The sequence below is a fragment of the Pseudomonas sp. Tul2A7 genome, from assembly GCF_054790505.1.
In genome coordinates this window covers 19,945-32,708 of the sequence record NZ_CP186499.1, presented here as the reverse complement: position 1 = coordinate 32,708, position 12,764 = coordinate 19,945, and the positions used below count along the sequence as shown (strand labels likewise).

Annotated in this window: 16 protein-coding genes; 2 read left to right on the top strand and 14 right to left on the bottom strand. The window is 59.3% G+C overall.

From position 1 onward, the window contains the following. The first annotated feature begins 133 nt into the window (after positions 1 to 133). Positions 134 to 532 carry a hypothetical protein gene (locus ACOYXJ_RS00200; RefSeq protein ID WP_460367295.1) on the top strand — a complete coding sequence of 133 codons (399 nt, stop codon included), beginning with the start codon at positions 134 to 136 and terminating at the stop codon, positions 530 to 532. 84 nt (positions 533 to 616) lie between these two features. Here the strand turns inward: ACOYXJ_RS00200 and ACOYXJ_RS00195 are convergent, their stop codons facing one another. Further along, positions 617 to 964, bottom strand: coding sequence for a hypothetical protein (locus ACOYXJ_RS00195; protein WP_350483540.1), 348 nt, complete (start codon positions 962 to 964; stop codon positions 617 to 619). Between the two features lie 115 nt (positions 965 to 1,079). Between ACOYXJ_RS00195 and ACOYXJ_RS00190 the strand changes: the two genes are divergently transcribed. Continuing rightward, the gene (locus ACOYXJ_RS00190) at positions 1,080 to 1,538 is read left to right on the top strand and encodes a hypothetical protein (protein ID WP_460367293.1); all 459 of its coding nucleotides are present in this window, start codon (positions 1,080 to 1,082) and stop codon (positions 1,536 to 1,538) included. Positions 1,539 to 1,559: 21 nt separating this feature from the next. On the opposite strand, the gene ACOYXJ_RS00185 is transcribed toward ACOYXJ_RS00190, so the two are convergent. The 13 genes from ACOYXJ_RS00185 to ACOYXJ_RS00125 all read right to left on the bottom strand — a co-directional run bounded on the left by ACOYXJ_RS00185 (position 1,560) and on the right by ACOYXJ_RS00125 (position 12,757). After that, positions 1,560 to 2,840 carry a phage late control D family protein gene (locus ACOYXJ_RS00185; protein ID WP_460367291.1) on the bottom strand — a complete coding sequence of 427 codons (1,281 nt, stop codon included), beginning with the start codon at positions 2,838 to 2,840 and terminating at the stop codon, positions 1,560 to 1,562. Beyond that, positions 2,837 to 3,277 carry a phage tail protein gene (locus tag ACOYXJ_RS00180; protein WP_460367289.1) on the bottom strand — a complete coding sequence of 147 codons (441 nt, stop codon included), beginning with the start codon at positions 3,275 to 3,277 and terminating at the stop codon, positions 2,837 to 2,839. The genes ACOYXJ_RS00185 and ACOYXJ_RS00180 overlap by 4 nt, the downstream gene beginning before the upstream one ends. A gap of 6 nt (positions 3,278 to 3,283) precedes the next feature. Continuing rightward, positions 3,284 to 6,007, bottom strand: coding sequence for a phage tail tape measure protein (locus ACOYXJ_RS00175; protein WP_460367287.1), 2,724 nt, complete (start codon positions 6,005 to 6,007; stop codon positions 3,284 to 3,286). Next, complete coding sequence (locus ACOYXJ_RS00170) at positions 5,997 to 6,116, bottom strand: GpE family phage tail protein (protein ID WP_095124360.1); 120 nt, start codon at positions 6,114 to 6,116, stop codon at positions 5,997 to 5,999. Before ACOYXJ_RS00170 ends, ACOYXJ_RS00175 begins: the two co-directional genes overlap by 11 nt. Before the next feature lie 8 nt (positions 6,117 to 6,124). After that, the gene (locus ACOYXJ_RS00165; protein WP_460367285.1) at positions 6,125 to 6,457 is read right to left on the bottom strand and encodes a phage tail assembly protein; all 333 of its coding nucleotides are present in this window, start codon (positions 6,455 to 6,457) and stop codon (positions 6,125 to 6,127) included. A gap of 33 nt (positions 6,458 to 6,490) precedes the next feature. Next, positions 6,491 to 7,006 carry a phage major tail tube protein gene (locus tag ACOYXJ_RS00160; protein ID WP_095124362.1) on the bottom strand — a complete coding sequence of 172 codons (516 nt, stop codon included), beginning with the start codon at positions 7,004 to 7,006 and terminating at the stop codon, positions 6,491 to 6,493. A gap of 46 nt (positions 7,007 to 7,052) precedes the next feature. Continuing rightward, positions 7,053 to 8,222: a phage tail sheath protein gene (locus tag ACOYXJ_RS00155; protein ID WP_460367282.1), complete on the bottom strand. Its 1,170-nt coding sequence runs from the start codon at positions 8,220 to 8,222 to the stop codon at positions 7,053 to 7,055. A 107-nt stretch (positions 8,223 to 8,329) separates the two neighbouring features. Further along, positions 8,330 to 8,791 carry a phage tail assembly chaperone gene (locus ACOYXJ_RS00150; RefSeq protein WP_414916936.1) on the bottom strand — a complete coding sequence of 154 codons (462 nt, stop codon included), beginning with the start codon at positions 8,789 to 8,791 and terminating at the stop codon, positions 8,330 to 8,332. A 2-nt stretch (positions 8,792 to 8,793) separates the two neighbouring features. Next, positions 8,794 to 10,320: a phage tail protein gene (locus tag ACOYXJ_RS00145; RefSeq protein WP_460367280.1), complete on the bottom strand. Its 1,527-nt coding sequence runs from the start codon at positions 10,318 to 10,320 to the stop codon at positions 8,794 to 8,796. Next, a complete protein-coding gene (locus tag ACOYXJ_RS00140) occupies positions 10,313 to 10,936 on the bottom strand; it encodes a phage tail protein I (RefSeq protein ID WP_460367278.1) in 624 nt (207 codons plus the stop codon). Before ACOYXJ_RS00140 ends, ACOYXJ_RS00145 begins: the two co-directional genes overlap by 8 nt. Next, positions 10,936 to 11,847: a baseplate J/gp47 family protein gene (locus ACOYXJ_RS00135; RefSeq protein WP_460367276.1), complete on the bottom strand. Its 912-nt coding sequence runs from the start codon at positions 11,845 to 11,847 to the stop codon at positions 10,936 to 10,938. Before ACOYXJ_RS00135 ends, ACOYXJ_RS00140 begins: the two co-directional genes overlap by 1 nt. Beyond that, positions 11,844 to 12,188, bottom strand: a complete 345-nt coding sequence (locus ACOYXJ_RS00130) for a GPW/gp25 family protein (RefSeq protein ID WP_115989328.1) — start codon at positions 12,186 to 12,188, stop codon at positions 11,844 to 11,846. Before ACOYXJ_RS00130 ends, ACOYXJ_RS00135 begins: the two co-directional genes overlap by 4 nt. Beyond that, positions 12,185 to 12,757: a phage baseplate assembly protein V gene (locus tag ACOYXJ_RS00125; protein WP_460367274.1), complete on the bottom strand. Its 573-nt coding sequence runs from the start codon at positions 12,755 to 12,757 to the stop codon at positions 12,185 to 12,187. Before ACOYXJ_RS00125 ends, ACOYXJ_RS00130 begins: the two co-directional genes overlap by 4 nt. Positions 12,758 to 12,764 lie beyond the last annotated feature (7 nt).

Genomic DNA, 12,764 nt, shown 5'->3' with positions numbered 1-12,764 from the left:
AACAGATGCATAAGTCGACAAACTTTATGGAGTGAGAACTCTGCAGGGACGTATCTGAAGAGGCTTTACCGTCTATTCCACGCGGCCTGCAACGAGTTCTCCATTGAAATGGCACACGGAAAAGGTCAGATTTGTGGAAGTTGAAAAAGAAGTCAAAGCGGCGAAAAAACTAGCGGTTCGAGGCCTGATCATTGCGGTAGTAGGTTTTGTTTTTGTTTTGGTCTCGTTGCTTCTGGGGATTTACGGATGGGCGGATCTCAATGGATGGGTGGCGGTAAAAAACCTTGTGGGCACTATCTACACTAATACTCAGTTTCCAGTGCTGGGGTCCCTCTGGAAGATTGCTGCCCAGCCCAATTTGAATGAACCACTACAGCTGCAAAACCTAGGTTTTTTTGGTGAGATTGTGGTGTTTATGATCGGTGCAGCGATGGTAGGCACTGCTAATAGGACACTCACGGATGTCGCCAAAGCGTCACATGATGCGACACAGGAGCGTCGGAAAGAGCAGCTCAAGAAGCAGCAGCAATAAGAGTTAAAAGGACAGGCATGAAAGGAAGGCGAAGTTTTCATTGACCATTGCAAGCAAATGCCCGGCTATCAGCCGGGCATTTCTTCAAACAATGACGGTTTCGGAAAAATCGCAAGAGTCACACTTATATAAACGTGAATTCGCCCCTAATGCGCCGAATGTCGCGTCTGGTTTCGAGGATACTAGTTTATAGGTTCTGTTATTACAGCTAGGGCAGCGCTCACCGGTGGCACTGGTTAATGAGCTGATTTTCTCTTTCAGTTGCGCATTTTCTGATAGCAGGTCTGCAAGCTTGAGCTTGACCTCTGATAGCTCGAGGCTGAGATCGGCTAGAATTCCTTTAAACTCAGCGTTCTCAATATTTTTGCTGATGTCTTTCAACCGCAGTGCAAGGTTTACTGCCGTTGAAACTGTAGAAATTAGGTCTGTCATTCTGCTTCCTTGATGAGTGGTCTCTTCTGCTTGCAGTATAGAGTGATGAAAAAATTTCTAAGAGTGAAAATATCCGGCGTCAAACCGATCAGAGAACGATGGAAAGAGGACGCTTATGAAAAGCGAGTATTGGGTCAGCATCAGTATCAGCATGGCGTTTTTGACGTTTTCCACCGGAGCGCTCGCCGAGCGTTGCGACACAATCTTGGCAAAGCTTCAGCAGGAGCGCCATCTAACACTGGTCAAGCAGACCGAAGGCAAACAGACTACCGAATATCGTGACGGTTTAAACACCACCCTCTCTTTAAGCTGTGCACTCGGATTGCCGAACATCATGGTTTCATGGGACGGTGCGAGGCCTGACCAGCAATTCTATGAGCTGGTCGGTAGAGCTGGCAGCTTAGTTTCAAGGCGCTCTGCGTCCGATATTGCAAAGTTTTCGGAGAAATGTCGGACGAAGGCGCTAAACGACAGCGGAGAGATTGCAAAAGTTGAGCTGAAGGGGCTTGCCATTGAATGCCAAGCTTTTGATCGCGACGGTGGGGGGACGATCATTTCTGTGTTTGCGGGATAACGACTACGTGGTTTGCCCCTTTCAGGTGGGGCTTTCTTCCTTGGTTGTTTGCAGCCGTTGGAATTCTCGATTAACCGCTCTCTTAGCTGTCTTCTCTGATGCATACAGCCACCGCAACCGCCGAGGTTTGCTCTGGTCGCCAGCAGTCATTGTTTTCTCTTGCCCGGTTTTTTTGTCGCGGTAGTGAGCAATGATCCCTGTGAAGTCTCCCTTGTTCTCCTCCGCCAGATCCTCAACAGTGTCCTCCGGTAACTTGCTCTCCAGCTCAAGGCTGACGGTGTAACCATTATCTGCGCTGAGCGTGTGTTGCACATTTCCGCCGTACCAAATGATTTCGTCGATCTCAGGCTTCACACCTTCCAACGTATAGGTCAACTCAGGTATCAGATCCGGTCTGCCCATGGCCAGGGTATAGCTGAGCGTCGCGCTGCCACGTTGTAGGCGATTGAACTCGGCCCGCGCGGCGCGCAGGGCTGACTGTCGGTCACTGTAGGTGTGCCGCAGATCCTTAAGGTTTTCGCCACCGCCGGCGATGGCTTCTTGTTTCTTGGCGCTGTTCACATCGTAGAAGTAAGCGCGCACGCCGTCGTAGCTATCTCGGTCTGCTTGCAGGTAGCGGTGCTGGTCGCCGTCGGCGCGGGTAAGCGTGATGTGGGGCAGCTCGGCGCCGCTGGCGGTCTTGCCACCGCCGGCGGGCAGGCACAACAGGCAACCGGCTTTGACTGTGACCACGGCGTCGAACTCTTCGCCGACACGGCTGATCAGGTTGGCGTCGGACTCGTTGGCCTGGTCCAGTTGCAGGATGGGCAAACCGTCGAGTGCGCCGGCGATGGTGGCCGTCAGACCGTTGCCTAGGGCGACATCGCCCAACACGTCACCGAGCGTGGTGTTGCTCCAGCTGCGCTCGCGTTTGGTTTTCAGGCCTTTGCGCAGATCTGCGGATCGGGCGCGAATACTCAGCACGTCGGGAGAGCCGGAATGTTCGGTTTCATCGACGGTATAAGTGCCCTTGTCGACCAGTCCGGTATCGCTCCAGCCCAGCCACAACCGAATCACCGCGCCCTTGGGTGGGATGGCGAGCAGCCCGTCGTGGTCGCTGAGGGTGATGCTCAGTTGATCGGCTTCGATGCCGCGATTGTCGGTCAGGCCGAGGCTCATCAGGCGCGGGCTGATCAGTTGGGCGATGTCATTGCCGTCCACGGTGATACGGAACGCCGGCACCGGGTAAGCGGCCTCGCGCTTGTAGCGCTCGATGGTCTTGTCCAGAAAACCAGTGACACGGGAGAGGGTGGCGTCGATCACAGCAGCGCCCTCATGATGCTGACGCCGGCGCTTGTGCCGGCGCCGATCAGGTCGATACGGTCGTCATCGATGCGCTTGAGGCTGAGGGTGAATTCGATGCGGCGCGGTGTGCCGTCGCGGAAGAAAATCGTCTTGGTTTCACTGAGGCTTTCGATGATCCATAGACCGTAGATGCGGCCGCTGCCTTCGACCATCGGCCATGCCTTGCCGGTGTTGGCCATCAAGCGCAAGGCGTCGAGGCTCAGGGCCCTGCCGGCGAGTTCCGGCAGGATGATGCCGGGCAGGGTGATGGAGTCATCACCACGGCCGACGAACTGGCGGGCCGGCGCGGCGCCGACGCGGTTGCTGCTGGCGTGGCGCCATTCGGTTTGGCGTTGCAGTTCTTGGTAGGCGGCGGTGGAGAGGCTGAAAACGAACATGCCCAGGGCTAGCATCATGGCGGGTTACTCCAGGTCGGACAGTTTGCTGCGCTGGCGGGCGCTCTTTTCGCTGGAGACGCGGGCCAGCTCGGCGCGCACGGCGCGGGCGATCGCGCGCTCGTCCATGCCGGGCGTGGTGTGGATGTTGATTTCGTAGGTGTCGTGACTGTCGTAGGCTGCGGCCGGTGCCGGACTGATGGGCGCGCGATTGTCGATCGACACTGAAGAGGATGCGGCGGCGCCAGTCGGCAACTGCGGCAGCCCAATGGAGCCGAGCGGGCCAGCCACGGCGCCGAGCGCACGTTGTCCAGCAGACACGACTTGTTTGCCCATGTCAGTGATGGCGCCCAGCGGGCCGTCCTGACCGCTTTGCAGACCTTGGGTCAGACCGGCCATGGTGAAGCCGCCAAGCGCGGTGAACACGCGGGACGGGCTGTGGATGCCGAGCTTTTCCTTGAACATGTTGATGGCCGAATCAGCGATAGAGCTGACGGCATTCGTGATCTGGCCCAACCCCGCGAGCAGTCCGTTGACCAGTCCGTTGACAAGCATGTTGCCGAACTCCGTAAAGCGGCTCGGCAGATCTACACCGAGGTAACTCAGTACGCCGGCGAAGGCCTGGTAGATCAAGCCGATGGGGCTGAAGTTGGCGAGCGTGGTGAGGATGCCGCCGATACCGCCGCTGAACCCGGCTTTGATCTCGGTCCAAGCGTTTGAGAAGTAGAGTTTCACCGCATCCCAGTTGCTGTAGATCAGGTAAGCCGCACCGGCGAGGACCGCAACGACGGCACCGATGGCTAGCGCCACCGGGTTGGTGGCGAGGCCCCACAGTGCAATGCTAACCGTTCGCAGGGCAGTCACCAGTGCGCCGCTGAGTGTGCTGGCCAGCGTGCGAAGACCTTGGCCCAGCATGGGGAGTGCATTGCGGGCCAAACCGGTGATGGTGGGGGCGAGCTTTTGCATAATTCGCAGCGTGCCACCACCCTGCATGCCGAACATCGCCATACCGTAACGGATCACGGCAAACGGGCCGAGCAGGCTGGCCATGCCGATAGCGAGGCCACCGAACATAAACGATAGACCCGCGACCAGCGCCACGACTTTGACCAGGCCGCCGGCGAGCTTCGGGTTTTCCCGTGCCCATGCGCCGACGTTGTTGGCGACTTCACCGAGAGTGTTGATCAGCTCTTTCAGCTCCGGCGCGACGGCGGCACCGAACTCGGCCATGGCGTTGGTGAAGCTGCCTTCGGCGGCTTCCATGACGTTGGTCAAGGTGCTGAGTTGCTCATTGACCCGTGTGCGCAGGTCGGCTTGATTCTGGAGCTTCTGCTGCACCTCTTTGTAACCCGCCAGCCCCTTGTTCATCATGGTGTTCAGGGTGGTCATGGTTTCCGAGTCATCACCGAATAGGTCCTTGATGGTCTCGGTACGGTCTTCGTCGTTCAGCCCCTTGAGCTTTTCGACCTGGGCGAACAGGTTCTCCAACCCGGCGAAGTTGCCTTCCTTGTTGGTGAAGCTGAATTGAATCTTCTGGCCCTTGAGTTGGCGGATCTTGTTGACGTCGTCGACCTTGTCCTTGTTCAAGCCCGCCTGAAAGATTTTGCGGAAGGCGTTACCGGCCGCACCACCCTCCATGCCGGCCTGATCCATCATGATCAGCAACGGGGCCAGTTCGTTGGCAGCCTCAATACCGGATTTCTTGATGGTGTCCATCACCGGGGCGATCTTGCTGAAGCCCTGCAGCATGTTGGTTGAATCGACACCGGAGTAGAACCCGCGCTGAATGGTGTCCATCAAGGCCATCATGTCCTTCTCGGACGTGCGCGTGGCGTCCTGCATCTTGGCGGCGAACTCGGCGGCTTCGGCCACTGGCATTTTCAACTGCACGCCCAGGTACGCGGCCGCTTCGCCGGTCCCGCCGAGGATGCTTTGTGCGCTGAGGCCTTGGCGGCGCAGCATGGTCATCATTTCTTGAAAGTCGGCGGTGGTGCCGGGCAAGCGGTCGCCGAGCTTGGTGGCGAGGTCGGTGATTTTCTGGAAGTCCTCGGCCACCTTGCCGGTGTTATCCATCATCGACACTTTCAGCTGCGTGGCTGAGTCTTCGTTCGGTGCGAACGCGCCCACGGCTTTGGCGAGCGGGCGACTGGCGGCGTAACCCACGCCCAACCCAGCGGCGCCGTTGACCGCCATGTCACTTGCAAGGCTTTGTGTCTTCGCCAGTTTGGCGCGCTCGGCGGCCATGCGTTTTTGCTGGGCATTCAACGTGACCAGTCGCTTGCCCTGTTCGCTGATCGTTGCATTGGTGGCGCCGATCTGCTCGCGCAGCTGGCGCTCGTGGATGCCGAGGTCTTTGGTGCTGATCCCTGCGCTGTACAGCTTCGAACGCAGTGTCTGTAACTGTTCGGACTGCTGCTGGTGTTGTTCCTTGAGCCGCTGAGCCTCACGCACGGCCGTGCGGAAATCCTTGGCCATGGCCTTGGTCGGAACGCCCGTGGCAGCAAACTGTTGGCTGAGCGCGCGAACTTTGTTGCGGGCCGAGGTGAGGGCAGTTTCAGTCTGTTCAGCGGCAGCGCGCTGGGTGCGCCACGCGCTGACGTCTTTCTGCTGGGCATTGAGTTCCTTGAGCCGGTCGCGCGCGTCCTTGAGTGCGCGGGCAGCGCTGATGCTGCCCTTGTCGATGGCCTTCAGGGGACCGCTCGCCCGGTCAATCGCGTTGAGCAGTACCTGAAGTTTTAAGTCATTCGCCATCGGTGGAACTCCGCACCCTGGCGCGCTCGCGCCAGTCCATCAGTTCTTGCAGGCAGAGCTGATCCATATCAGCCGGTGCCCAGTGAAAAACCACGGCCAGATCGGCCATGGCGTCCTCTACGCAACGAGGGAGGCGTCCGTCCTCACCGACTTCTGCAACAAAAAATGCGCGACCTTGTTGCCGCAGGCGAGCAGGTCGGCCGGGTCCATGCCGGCGGCTTCGGTGGCGGTGATGCTCGGCGAGGTGATTCGCGGCAGCACCTTGAGCAGGGCGGCGACATCGAGGTTCAGCAGATCCACCAGGTGCACACCGCGCAGCTCACCGGAACACGGCTTGCGCAGGGTGAGGCTGTCGATTTGATTCTTGCCGCGCAGGATCGCGGTATCGAGGACGACGGTATTGTCATCGACTGCCGGCAGGGCTTCAGTGTTGGTTTCTTCGGTGTTCATGTGCTGCTCCAGGTAATGGATTTAGGGAGTGGTTCAAAGGCCGATTGCGGAGCGCTGTTTCTCCAGCATGTCCACGCCGTTGACCTTCTCGATGAAGTTGAGCAAGTCGATTTCGATGATGTCTTCGTTGTCGACGATCAGCTTGTAGTAGCTGCAGGTGGTGGTGATGCTGTGTTCGGTGTCTTCACCTGGCGCCGCGTCGCCCATCTCGATCGTTTCGTGACGGCCACGCACGATGATTTCCACGGCGCTGATTTCGCCGGTGTCGTCTTGCTGGAACGAGCCGGCGAAGCGCAGTTGCACACCGGACGCATTGACGCTGCCGAACTGCTTGAGCGCGATCAGATCCAGCCCGCCGGTTTTCCATTCGAACTGGATGCCGTCATCGGAGAAGCCGAGGTCAGCCTTGACCGGGCCGTTCATGCCGCCGCCGCGATAGCTTTCCATCTTGCGTCCGAGCGGCGGCGGGGTGACGCTTTTGGCAACGCCCTGGTAGGTGTTGCCGTCGTTGAACAGGTTCATGTTTTTGAGTTTGCGAGGCATGGCCATGGCGTTGGTCTCCGGGGTACGGACTCCCCCGCAGGGGAGCGCCGATTCAGGCGTTCACTTTGCTGGCGAACTGGATCAGGTAGCGGTCGGTGATGCGCTGGCGAAGGGTCAGGTCTTCCAGCGGCGGCACAGGCGTGTAGTCGTAATCGAGGTAGAGCTTGCCGGCCTTGAGCGTGTCCTTGTCGTTGATGTCTTCCGGGTACCAGCAGTCGCCGCCGATCAGGTAGCCGCTGCCGACCATTTCGCGGAACTTGGCCTTGATGCTCTCGATCATGTCGCGCACCAGGGACGGGTGCATGGGCTTGTCCACGGCCCACATCTGCGCTTCGGCCATGGTGTCGGCGAGGATCTGCGCGGTGCGGGTGTAGTTCTCGAAAGCAAACAGCGGATCGTCGCTGCACGTGCGGCTGCCCCAGAAACGGAAGCCGCCTTCGTTGATCAGGGTGGTGACTTCGTTGCCGTTGAGGTAATTGGCATCGGTGGCCGGGTTTTGCAGATCCCAGAACACGTCGGCGCTGATGCCGGTGACGCCGTTCACCGCGACGTTGGACAGAGTTTTGTGCCAGCCCACTTCCTGGTCGATCTTGGCGCGCAGACCGAGTGCACGGGCGACGGCCGAGGCCTTCGCAGTTGCGCTGGTGACGGTGTCCCAGTTCTGGAAGTCCGGCCAGATCACCATGACTTCGCGGGCGCCGAAGTTCTCGCGATAGGCGACGGCTTCTTCCTTGGTTTTGCAGTCCCAGGCACTGACGTAGGAGAAGGCGCGTAGCTGCTGGGCGATGCTTGCCAATGCGGTGGCCACGGGTTGGCTGTCCAGACCTGGCACGCCGAGGATGCGCGGCACCATGCCGACTTTGGCCTTGGCGGCGAGCAACGCTTTCATGCCGGTGTATTTGCCGTCGGCGGTGGTGGTACCGATCAACGCGCTGGCCGTTTCCGCTTCGGTGGCGCCTGCTTTGACGCGCACGACGATGGTGTAGGGCTTGGTCTGGTCAGCGATGGCTTGAAGGCTGGCGGCCAGGGTGCCGGTGGTGCCGGCCTTGCCGACGGCGGTCTGTACGTTGGTGAGCAGCACCGGCGTGTCGAGCGGAAAAACGGTAGCGTCGGCATCGTCGGCCGTGCAGACCATGCCGATGACGGCGGTGGGGATGGTGCGAATGGGGCGGGTGCCGTCGTTGAGTTCGAGCACCCGCACGCCGTGAAGATAATCGGCCATGGTTTTGCCTGCGCAGTAAATGAGATGACAGTGCACAGGCTGCCGCGCGCGCGCCGGATGGGCGAGCGTGCGGGCTTGTAGTAAGAGGAATTACAACGTGTCGAGTATTACTGAGTGTTCTCGGCAAGCCATTCAGGCTCGGTAGGTCGGTGCTCAATCAATGGAAACTGCGTGCCTTGTGGCCAGTCACGAAGCTGACGCCGGTATGCCTGCAACTCGGTGTACTGCTCTGCTGATAGAGTGGTGGAGTCGCCTTGCTCGACCTCATCGCGGTGACGTGATACCAGCGGATCGGTAAGTGTCAATTGCCCGTCGCGCCAAGCACGCTCGATTGATTCCAGCGCCTCGACATCCAGCGGCGGCGGATCTATCGCAACGGGATAACCGTCAGGATCAGGGATAATCAATTTCCCATCACTCTGCGCGGCTACAAGGCCTGCGTGAAGTTCATCTGTGATTTCCCTGGCACCGTTCGGAATGGTGCAGCCTGGACTTCCCATTTGCCCATGAATGTCCGAGTCAAAAAAACCACCCCGAGTATCATCGATACGACTGTAAAACTTGCCCATGCTCAATACCCGATAGCGATGTAGTCAAAGTAAAAGTTGGCGTTCGATCCACGGGAAATAGTGGCGCCCGACTTGTCCCGTCCATTGTGTGAGTACGCAGATCCACCGGTTTGCCAGGGTGTCAGTACCAACGCGACACACGCATTGGGAAATGAAACAGGAAAAGTTAGTGGGATCGTTGCCGCATTCGACGCGTTAGAGACATTCCCCGCCTTAATGATCAGCCCCGGTAGCTGCTGATTCGCAGCACCAGTGCCCATCACCGCGGCAAATTCCGGCGCGTACTTCAGCGCCGCAACACCTTCCTCAAACACATAGTTTGTGTCGCCGCACGCAATCACGCCGTTTGATTGCATCGGAATGGTGACGCTGTTCAGGCTCCTTGCCAGCGCGACAATGATGTCCGCACCCTGTCGAGTCACCACGACATCACCGGTCCCGATATTCTGAATGTAAAACTTCGAGCCGCTAGGACTTGCGCTCAACAACGGCAGCGTGAGGGTTGCCGGTCCAGTCACGACAATGCGGCGACCAGCCAAAGTCGGAGACAGTGCAGCAGTCGGTGCATTGATGCTCGTTTGCCCACTGAAATTGCCCAGCGCCCGCTGCACAAATGCGGCATTGACCGCTAATAAGCTGGCGTCGAACTGGGCAGGCGTGGGTACGGTTGGTGTACCCAAAAATGCCGGAGAGTACAGTGCCGCGAGACCGTAGGTGACGTTTTGAAATGTCAGCGACGTGGTACCCAGAGCAATCGTCCCGTCAGTGATCAACTGCCAACGGCTGTCGGCTAAGGTCGCACCCTGTTCGACCGATACCAACAGCGCCGACGTTACTTCGGCACTGCTGTCCGCATCCGCTGCACGCACCCAACCTGCCTGTGCCGCCACCCAAATGCCGTTGTCCTTGGCGGAGGTTTGGTTTTTCACCAGCACCCTGTCACCTGCTGCCAACGCGACGCCGTCTATGGTCTGCAACCCTGTCAGCGCGATGTTGGCGGTGGTAGCCACCCGCACTGACTGTTTGTTATCGAGCTTGTATAGCTCTTCCAGAATTTTCGTATCGACGTATTCACGGGTTGCCAGTACCACTGACGGATCGATCTTCAACTGAATGTTCGACGTGCCGCTGGTGATGATGTGCATCCGCACGACCTGGTTACGGCCGGAACCTTGTGCGAGCAATGGCTTGTAGCTTGGCGCTACGTTGGCGACGGCCGAGAACACACCATCTTTGTCTTCGAGCGCCAGTTCGCGGATCCACCACCCGCCGACGTCAGGAGGAAGAACCAGTTCGGCGATAAGGACATTGTCGTCGGTCGGCGAAACACGCAGCTGATTGAGCTGGGCGCGGTACCGCTGATTGATCAGCTTGGTCTGCGCGGGGCTGGGTACCGGATCGGTGCCGTTGGCATCACCGATCAGCATGTAACGTGGCTCCCAAGGAATGCCGAGGGCGTCGCAGTTGGTTTTCTTGGCGGCGCCCAGCGTCGTCAGCATGCCGCCGAAAATAGAGTTCTGATCAACCATGGGGGTACACATCCAGTTCGTCGAGGGTGTAAAGACTCACGCCGCTGTAACTCCGGACGGATACGTCGATGTCCGGGTTGTTCCAGGGATACACGTCGATTTCGTCACCGTCGTTAACGGCGAACCCAACGAATGCGTCGAGCCGGGTTTCAAGAATGATGTCGAGGCCGGTGAGGTGGCGGGTGAGGGGCTTGGCGTCGTCGATCAGCCACACCAGCTCCTGATACATTGCCTCGGTGATGCCGGAGTCGAGGACGCCGATGCGCAGCGTGAAGGTGCCCGGTGTACCAGGCGGCACGGTCTGCCACCATTCCGCGACCTCGATCAGGTAGCCGAGCGGTTCAACGACGCGCCGTAGAGCGCCGATAGTGCCCTTGTGGGAGTGCACGTAGTACGCGGCACGGCAGGCGGCACGCTTGGCGGCTTCTGACCATTTGCTGTCCCAGCGATCGACCGAAAACGCCCAGGCCAAGTACGGCAGTAAGGGCAGGGGGCATAGGTCAGGGTTGTAGAGCGTGCGCAGTGGAATCGGCACGCGCTGGATTGCTGCCAATGCCTGTGCGGCTTGGCGTTCCAGTGGTGTCGAGTTGCCTGGTAGAAGTGGCTGGTAGGTCATCACTCAACCCCCAATGTCAGTTCTACGCTCGTGCAATACGGCGCCTGGTACTTGGTGGCGACGATGTCTTCCCAGTCTTCCAGCACTACTTTGCGCACGCCCTCGACGTGCAGCGCGGCATGCACGATGGACTCGGAAACCTCCAATGCTAGGCGCCGGCGCTGATGCACAAACTGGAGCAACTGTGCTTCGGCTGCTGCGAGGACCAATTCGGTTTCAGGTCCGTTGCTCAACGGGTAGATCCGCGCCTTGATCTGGTAGTTGATGATCTCGGCGCCCTGGACGGTAAGGCGATCCGCAACGGGGCGGCGGTCGTCGTCGCTGAGGTAGGTTTTGACCTTGTCGAGCAGAGCCGGGGACGCTGTTCCATCGCCCAGCACGGATTGCACGGTGACCACGGCTTCGGCGGGCGCTGGGCTTTCGGCGGTGGCGTCGGCAACCTGTCCGTCAGCGGATCGGGCATGAAAGATGTAGCTGTTGCGCGGGCCGGCGGTGCTGAGGCCTTCCCATGCCATTTGCGCGCGTTCGCGCAGGCTGTCGTCGCTTTCTATCAGCTTGGGGAGGGGCGGTACAGCTATCGGGTTTGCAGCTTGAATGACCAGCCGCTTCACATTGAAGTTAGCGGCGAGCTGTTCGAGGTCGTTGCCCTTGGCCAGGGCGATCATATTGGCAACGGATGCTTCATTGACCCGCTGACGCCAGACGGTTTCCCGGTAGGCGTTTTCCTCGAGTAATTTGGTCAGCGGCTCCGACTCCATGTTGAGGCGTGCAGCGATCTCCGCTTGTTCCTCCACAGGCCAAAGGCTGACGGCGTAGGCCTTGCGCTCGGCAAGGATCTGTTCGTAATCGATCTGTTCGACGATCTGCGGCGCCGGCAGTTGGCCAAGGTCGATGGCGACAAAAGTATTCATACGCTACCCCCCAGTTGCAGAGGCACGCTCAGGCTCAGCGGCTGATTGTTATCGACGATGGTGCCTTCGAACTCCAGCGACGCCTGGCCCTGAAGGTTCGCGCCGATGAACTGGATACGGCTGAGGCTGATGCGGGTTTCCCAGCGCATCAGGGCCATGACGGTGGCGGCGTAGACCTGCAACCGGGTGAAGTCGTTAAACGGCTGATCCACCAACTCGGGGAGCAGGCTCCCGTATTCGCGTCGCATGACGCGGGTGCCGATGCGCGTGGTCAGGATATCGGTGATGGACTGGGCGATGTGTTCGACCAAGCCCAGGGCTGCGCCGGTTTCTCGGTTCATTCCGGTTTCCCCGTTTTCGCGCTGCCGGGCATGACATTGCCGTGCAGGTGCTTCACCAGACTGATGCCGGCCGCGATGACATCTTCGGACACGGTGACCATGCCGGTGACGTTCTGGTTGCCGGTCTGGGTGTAATCGCCCTCATGGGTGATCGGGCCGACGATGTGGATGCCGCCCGTGCTGACCAAGTTTGTAGTGCCGCCTTCGGCCAGCGTGGCGTTGAGGTGGTGCGCGACGCTGTCGTACTCGATGACAGTGCCGTCGCGGTAGGTGGTTCGGTGCAAGCCTTCGCGGTCGCCGTTGGCCGGGATGTTGTCGCTGAACAGGCCGGTCAGGACGATGCCGTTACCGAGTTGGCCAGATGGGCTGAAAAGGATGACCTGCTCCTCTACGGTCGGCGGGTTCCACTCTCGGTCGGCTCCGGTTCTGGGAGCAATCCACGGCAGCCATCCGGTGGTCAGTGTTCCGGTTTTCACTTGCACACGCGGTGGCTTCATCTGGACGGCGGCGATGGTGCCGAAGCGGATGAGGTTTTCGATCAGGCGGGCGAGGGAGGCTAAGTCGTTCATGGCGCCG

Coding starts and splice junctions, on each gene's coding strand:
- ACOYXJ_RS00195 (WP_350483540.1), bottom strand. CDS start 964: ATGACAGACCTAATTTCTACAGTTTCAACGGCAGTAAACCTTGCACTG.
- ACOYXJ_RS00190 (WP_460367293.1), top strand. CDS start 1,080: ATGAAAAGCGAGTATTGGGTCAGCATCAGTATCAGCATGGCGTTTTTG.
- ACOYXJ_RS00180 (WP_460367289.1), bottom strand. CDS start 3,277: ATGATGCTAGCCCTGGGCATGTTCGTTTTCAGCCTCTCCACCGCCGCC.
- ACOYXJ_RS00175 (WP_460367287.1), bottom strand. CDS start 6,007: ATGGCGAATGACTTAAAACTTCAGGTACTGCTCAACGCGATTGACCGG.
- ACOYXJ_RS00170 (WP_095124360.1), bottom strand. CDS start 6,116: ATGGCCGATCTGGCCGTGGTTTTTCACTGGGCACCGGCTGATATGGAT.
- ACOYXJ_RS00165 (WP_460367285.1), bottom strand. CDS start 6,457: ATGAACACCGAAGAAACCAACACTGAAGCCCTGCCGGCAGTCGATGAC.
- ACOYXJ_RS00160 (WP_095124362.1), bottom strand. CDS start 7,006: ATGGCCATGCCTCGCAAACTCAAAAACATGAACCTGTTCAACGACGGC.
- ACOYXJ_RS00155 (WP_460367282.1), bottom strand. CDS start 8,222: ATGGCCGATTATCTTCACGGCGTGCGGGTGCTCGAACTCAACGACGGC.
- ACOYXJ_RS00150 (WP_414916936.1), bottom strand. CDS start 8,791: ATGGGCAAGTTTTACAGTCGTATCGATGATACTCGGGGTGGTTTTTTT.
- ACOYXJ_RS00145 (WP_460367280.1), bottom strand. CDS start 10,320: ATGGTTGATCAGAACTCTATTTTCGGCGGCATGCTGACGACGCTGGGC.
- ACOYXJ_RS00140 (WP_460367278.1), bottom strand. CDS start 10,936: ATGACCTACCAGCCACTTCTACCAGGCAACTCGACACCACTGGAACGC.
- ACOYXJ_RS00135 (WP_460367276.1), bottom strand. CDS start 11,847: ATGAATACTTTTGTCGCCATCGACCTTGGCCAACTGCCGGCGCCGCAG.
- ACOYXJ_RS00130 (WP_115989328.1), bottom strand. CDS start 12,188: ATGAACCGAGAAACCGGCGCAGCCCTGGGCTTGGTCGAACACATCGCC.
- ACOYXJ_RS00125 (WP_460367274.1), bottom strand. CDS start 12,757: ATGAACGACTTAGCCTCCCTCGCCCGCCTGATCGAAAACCTCATCCGC.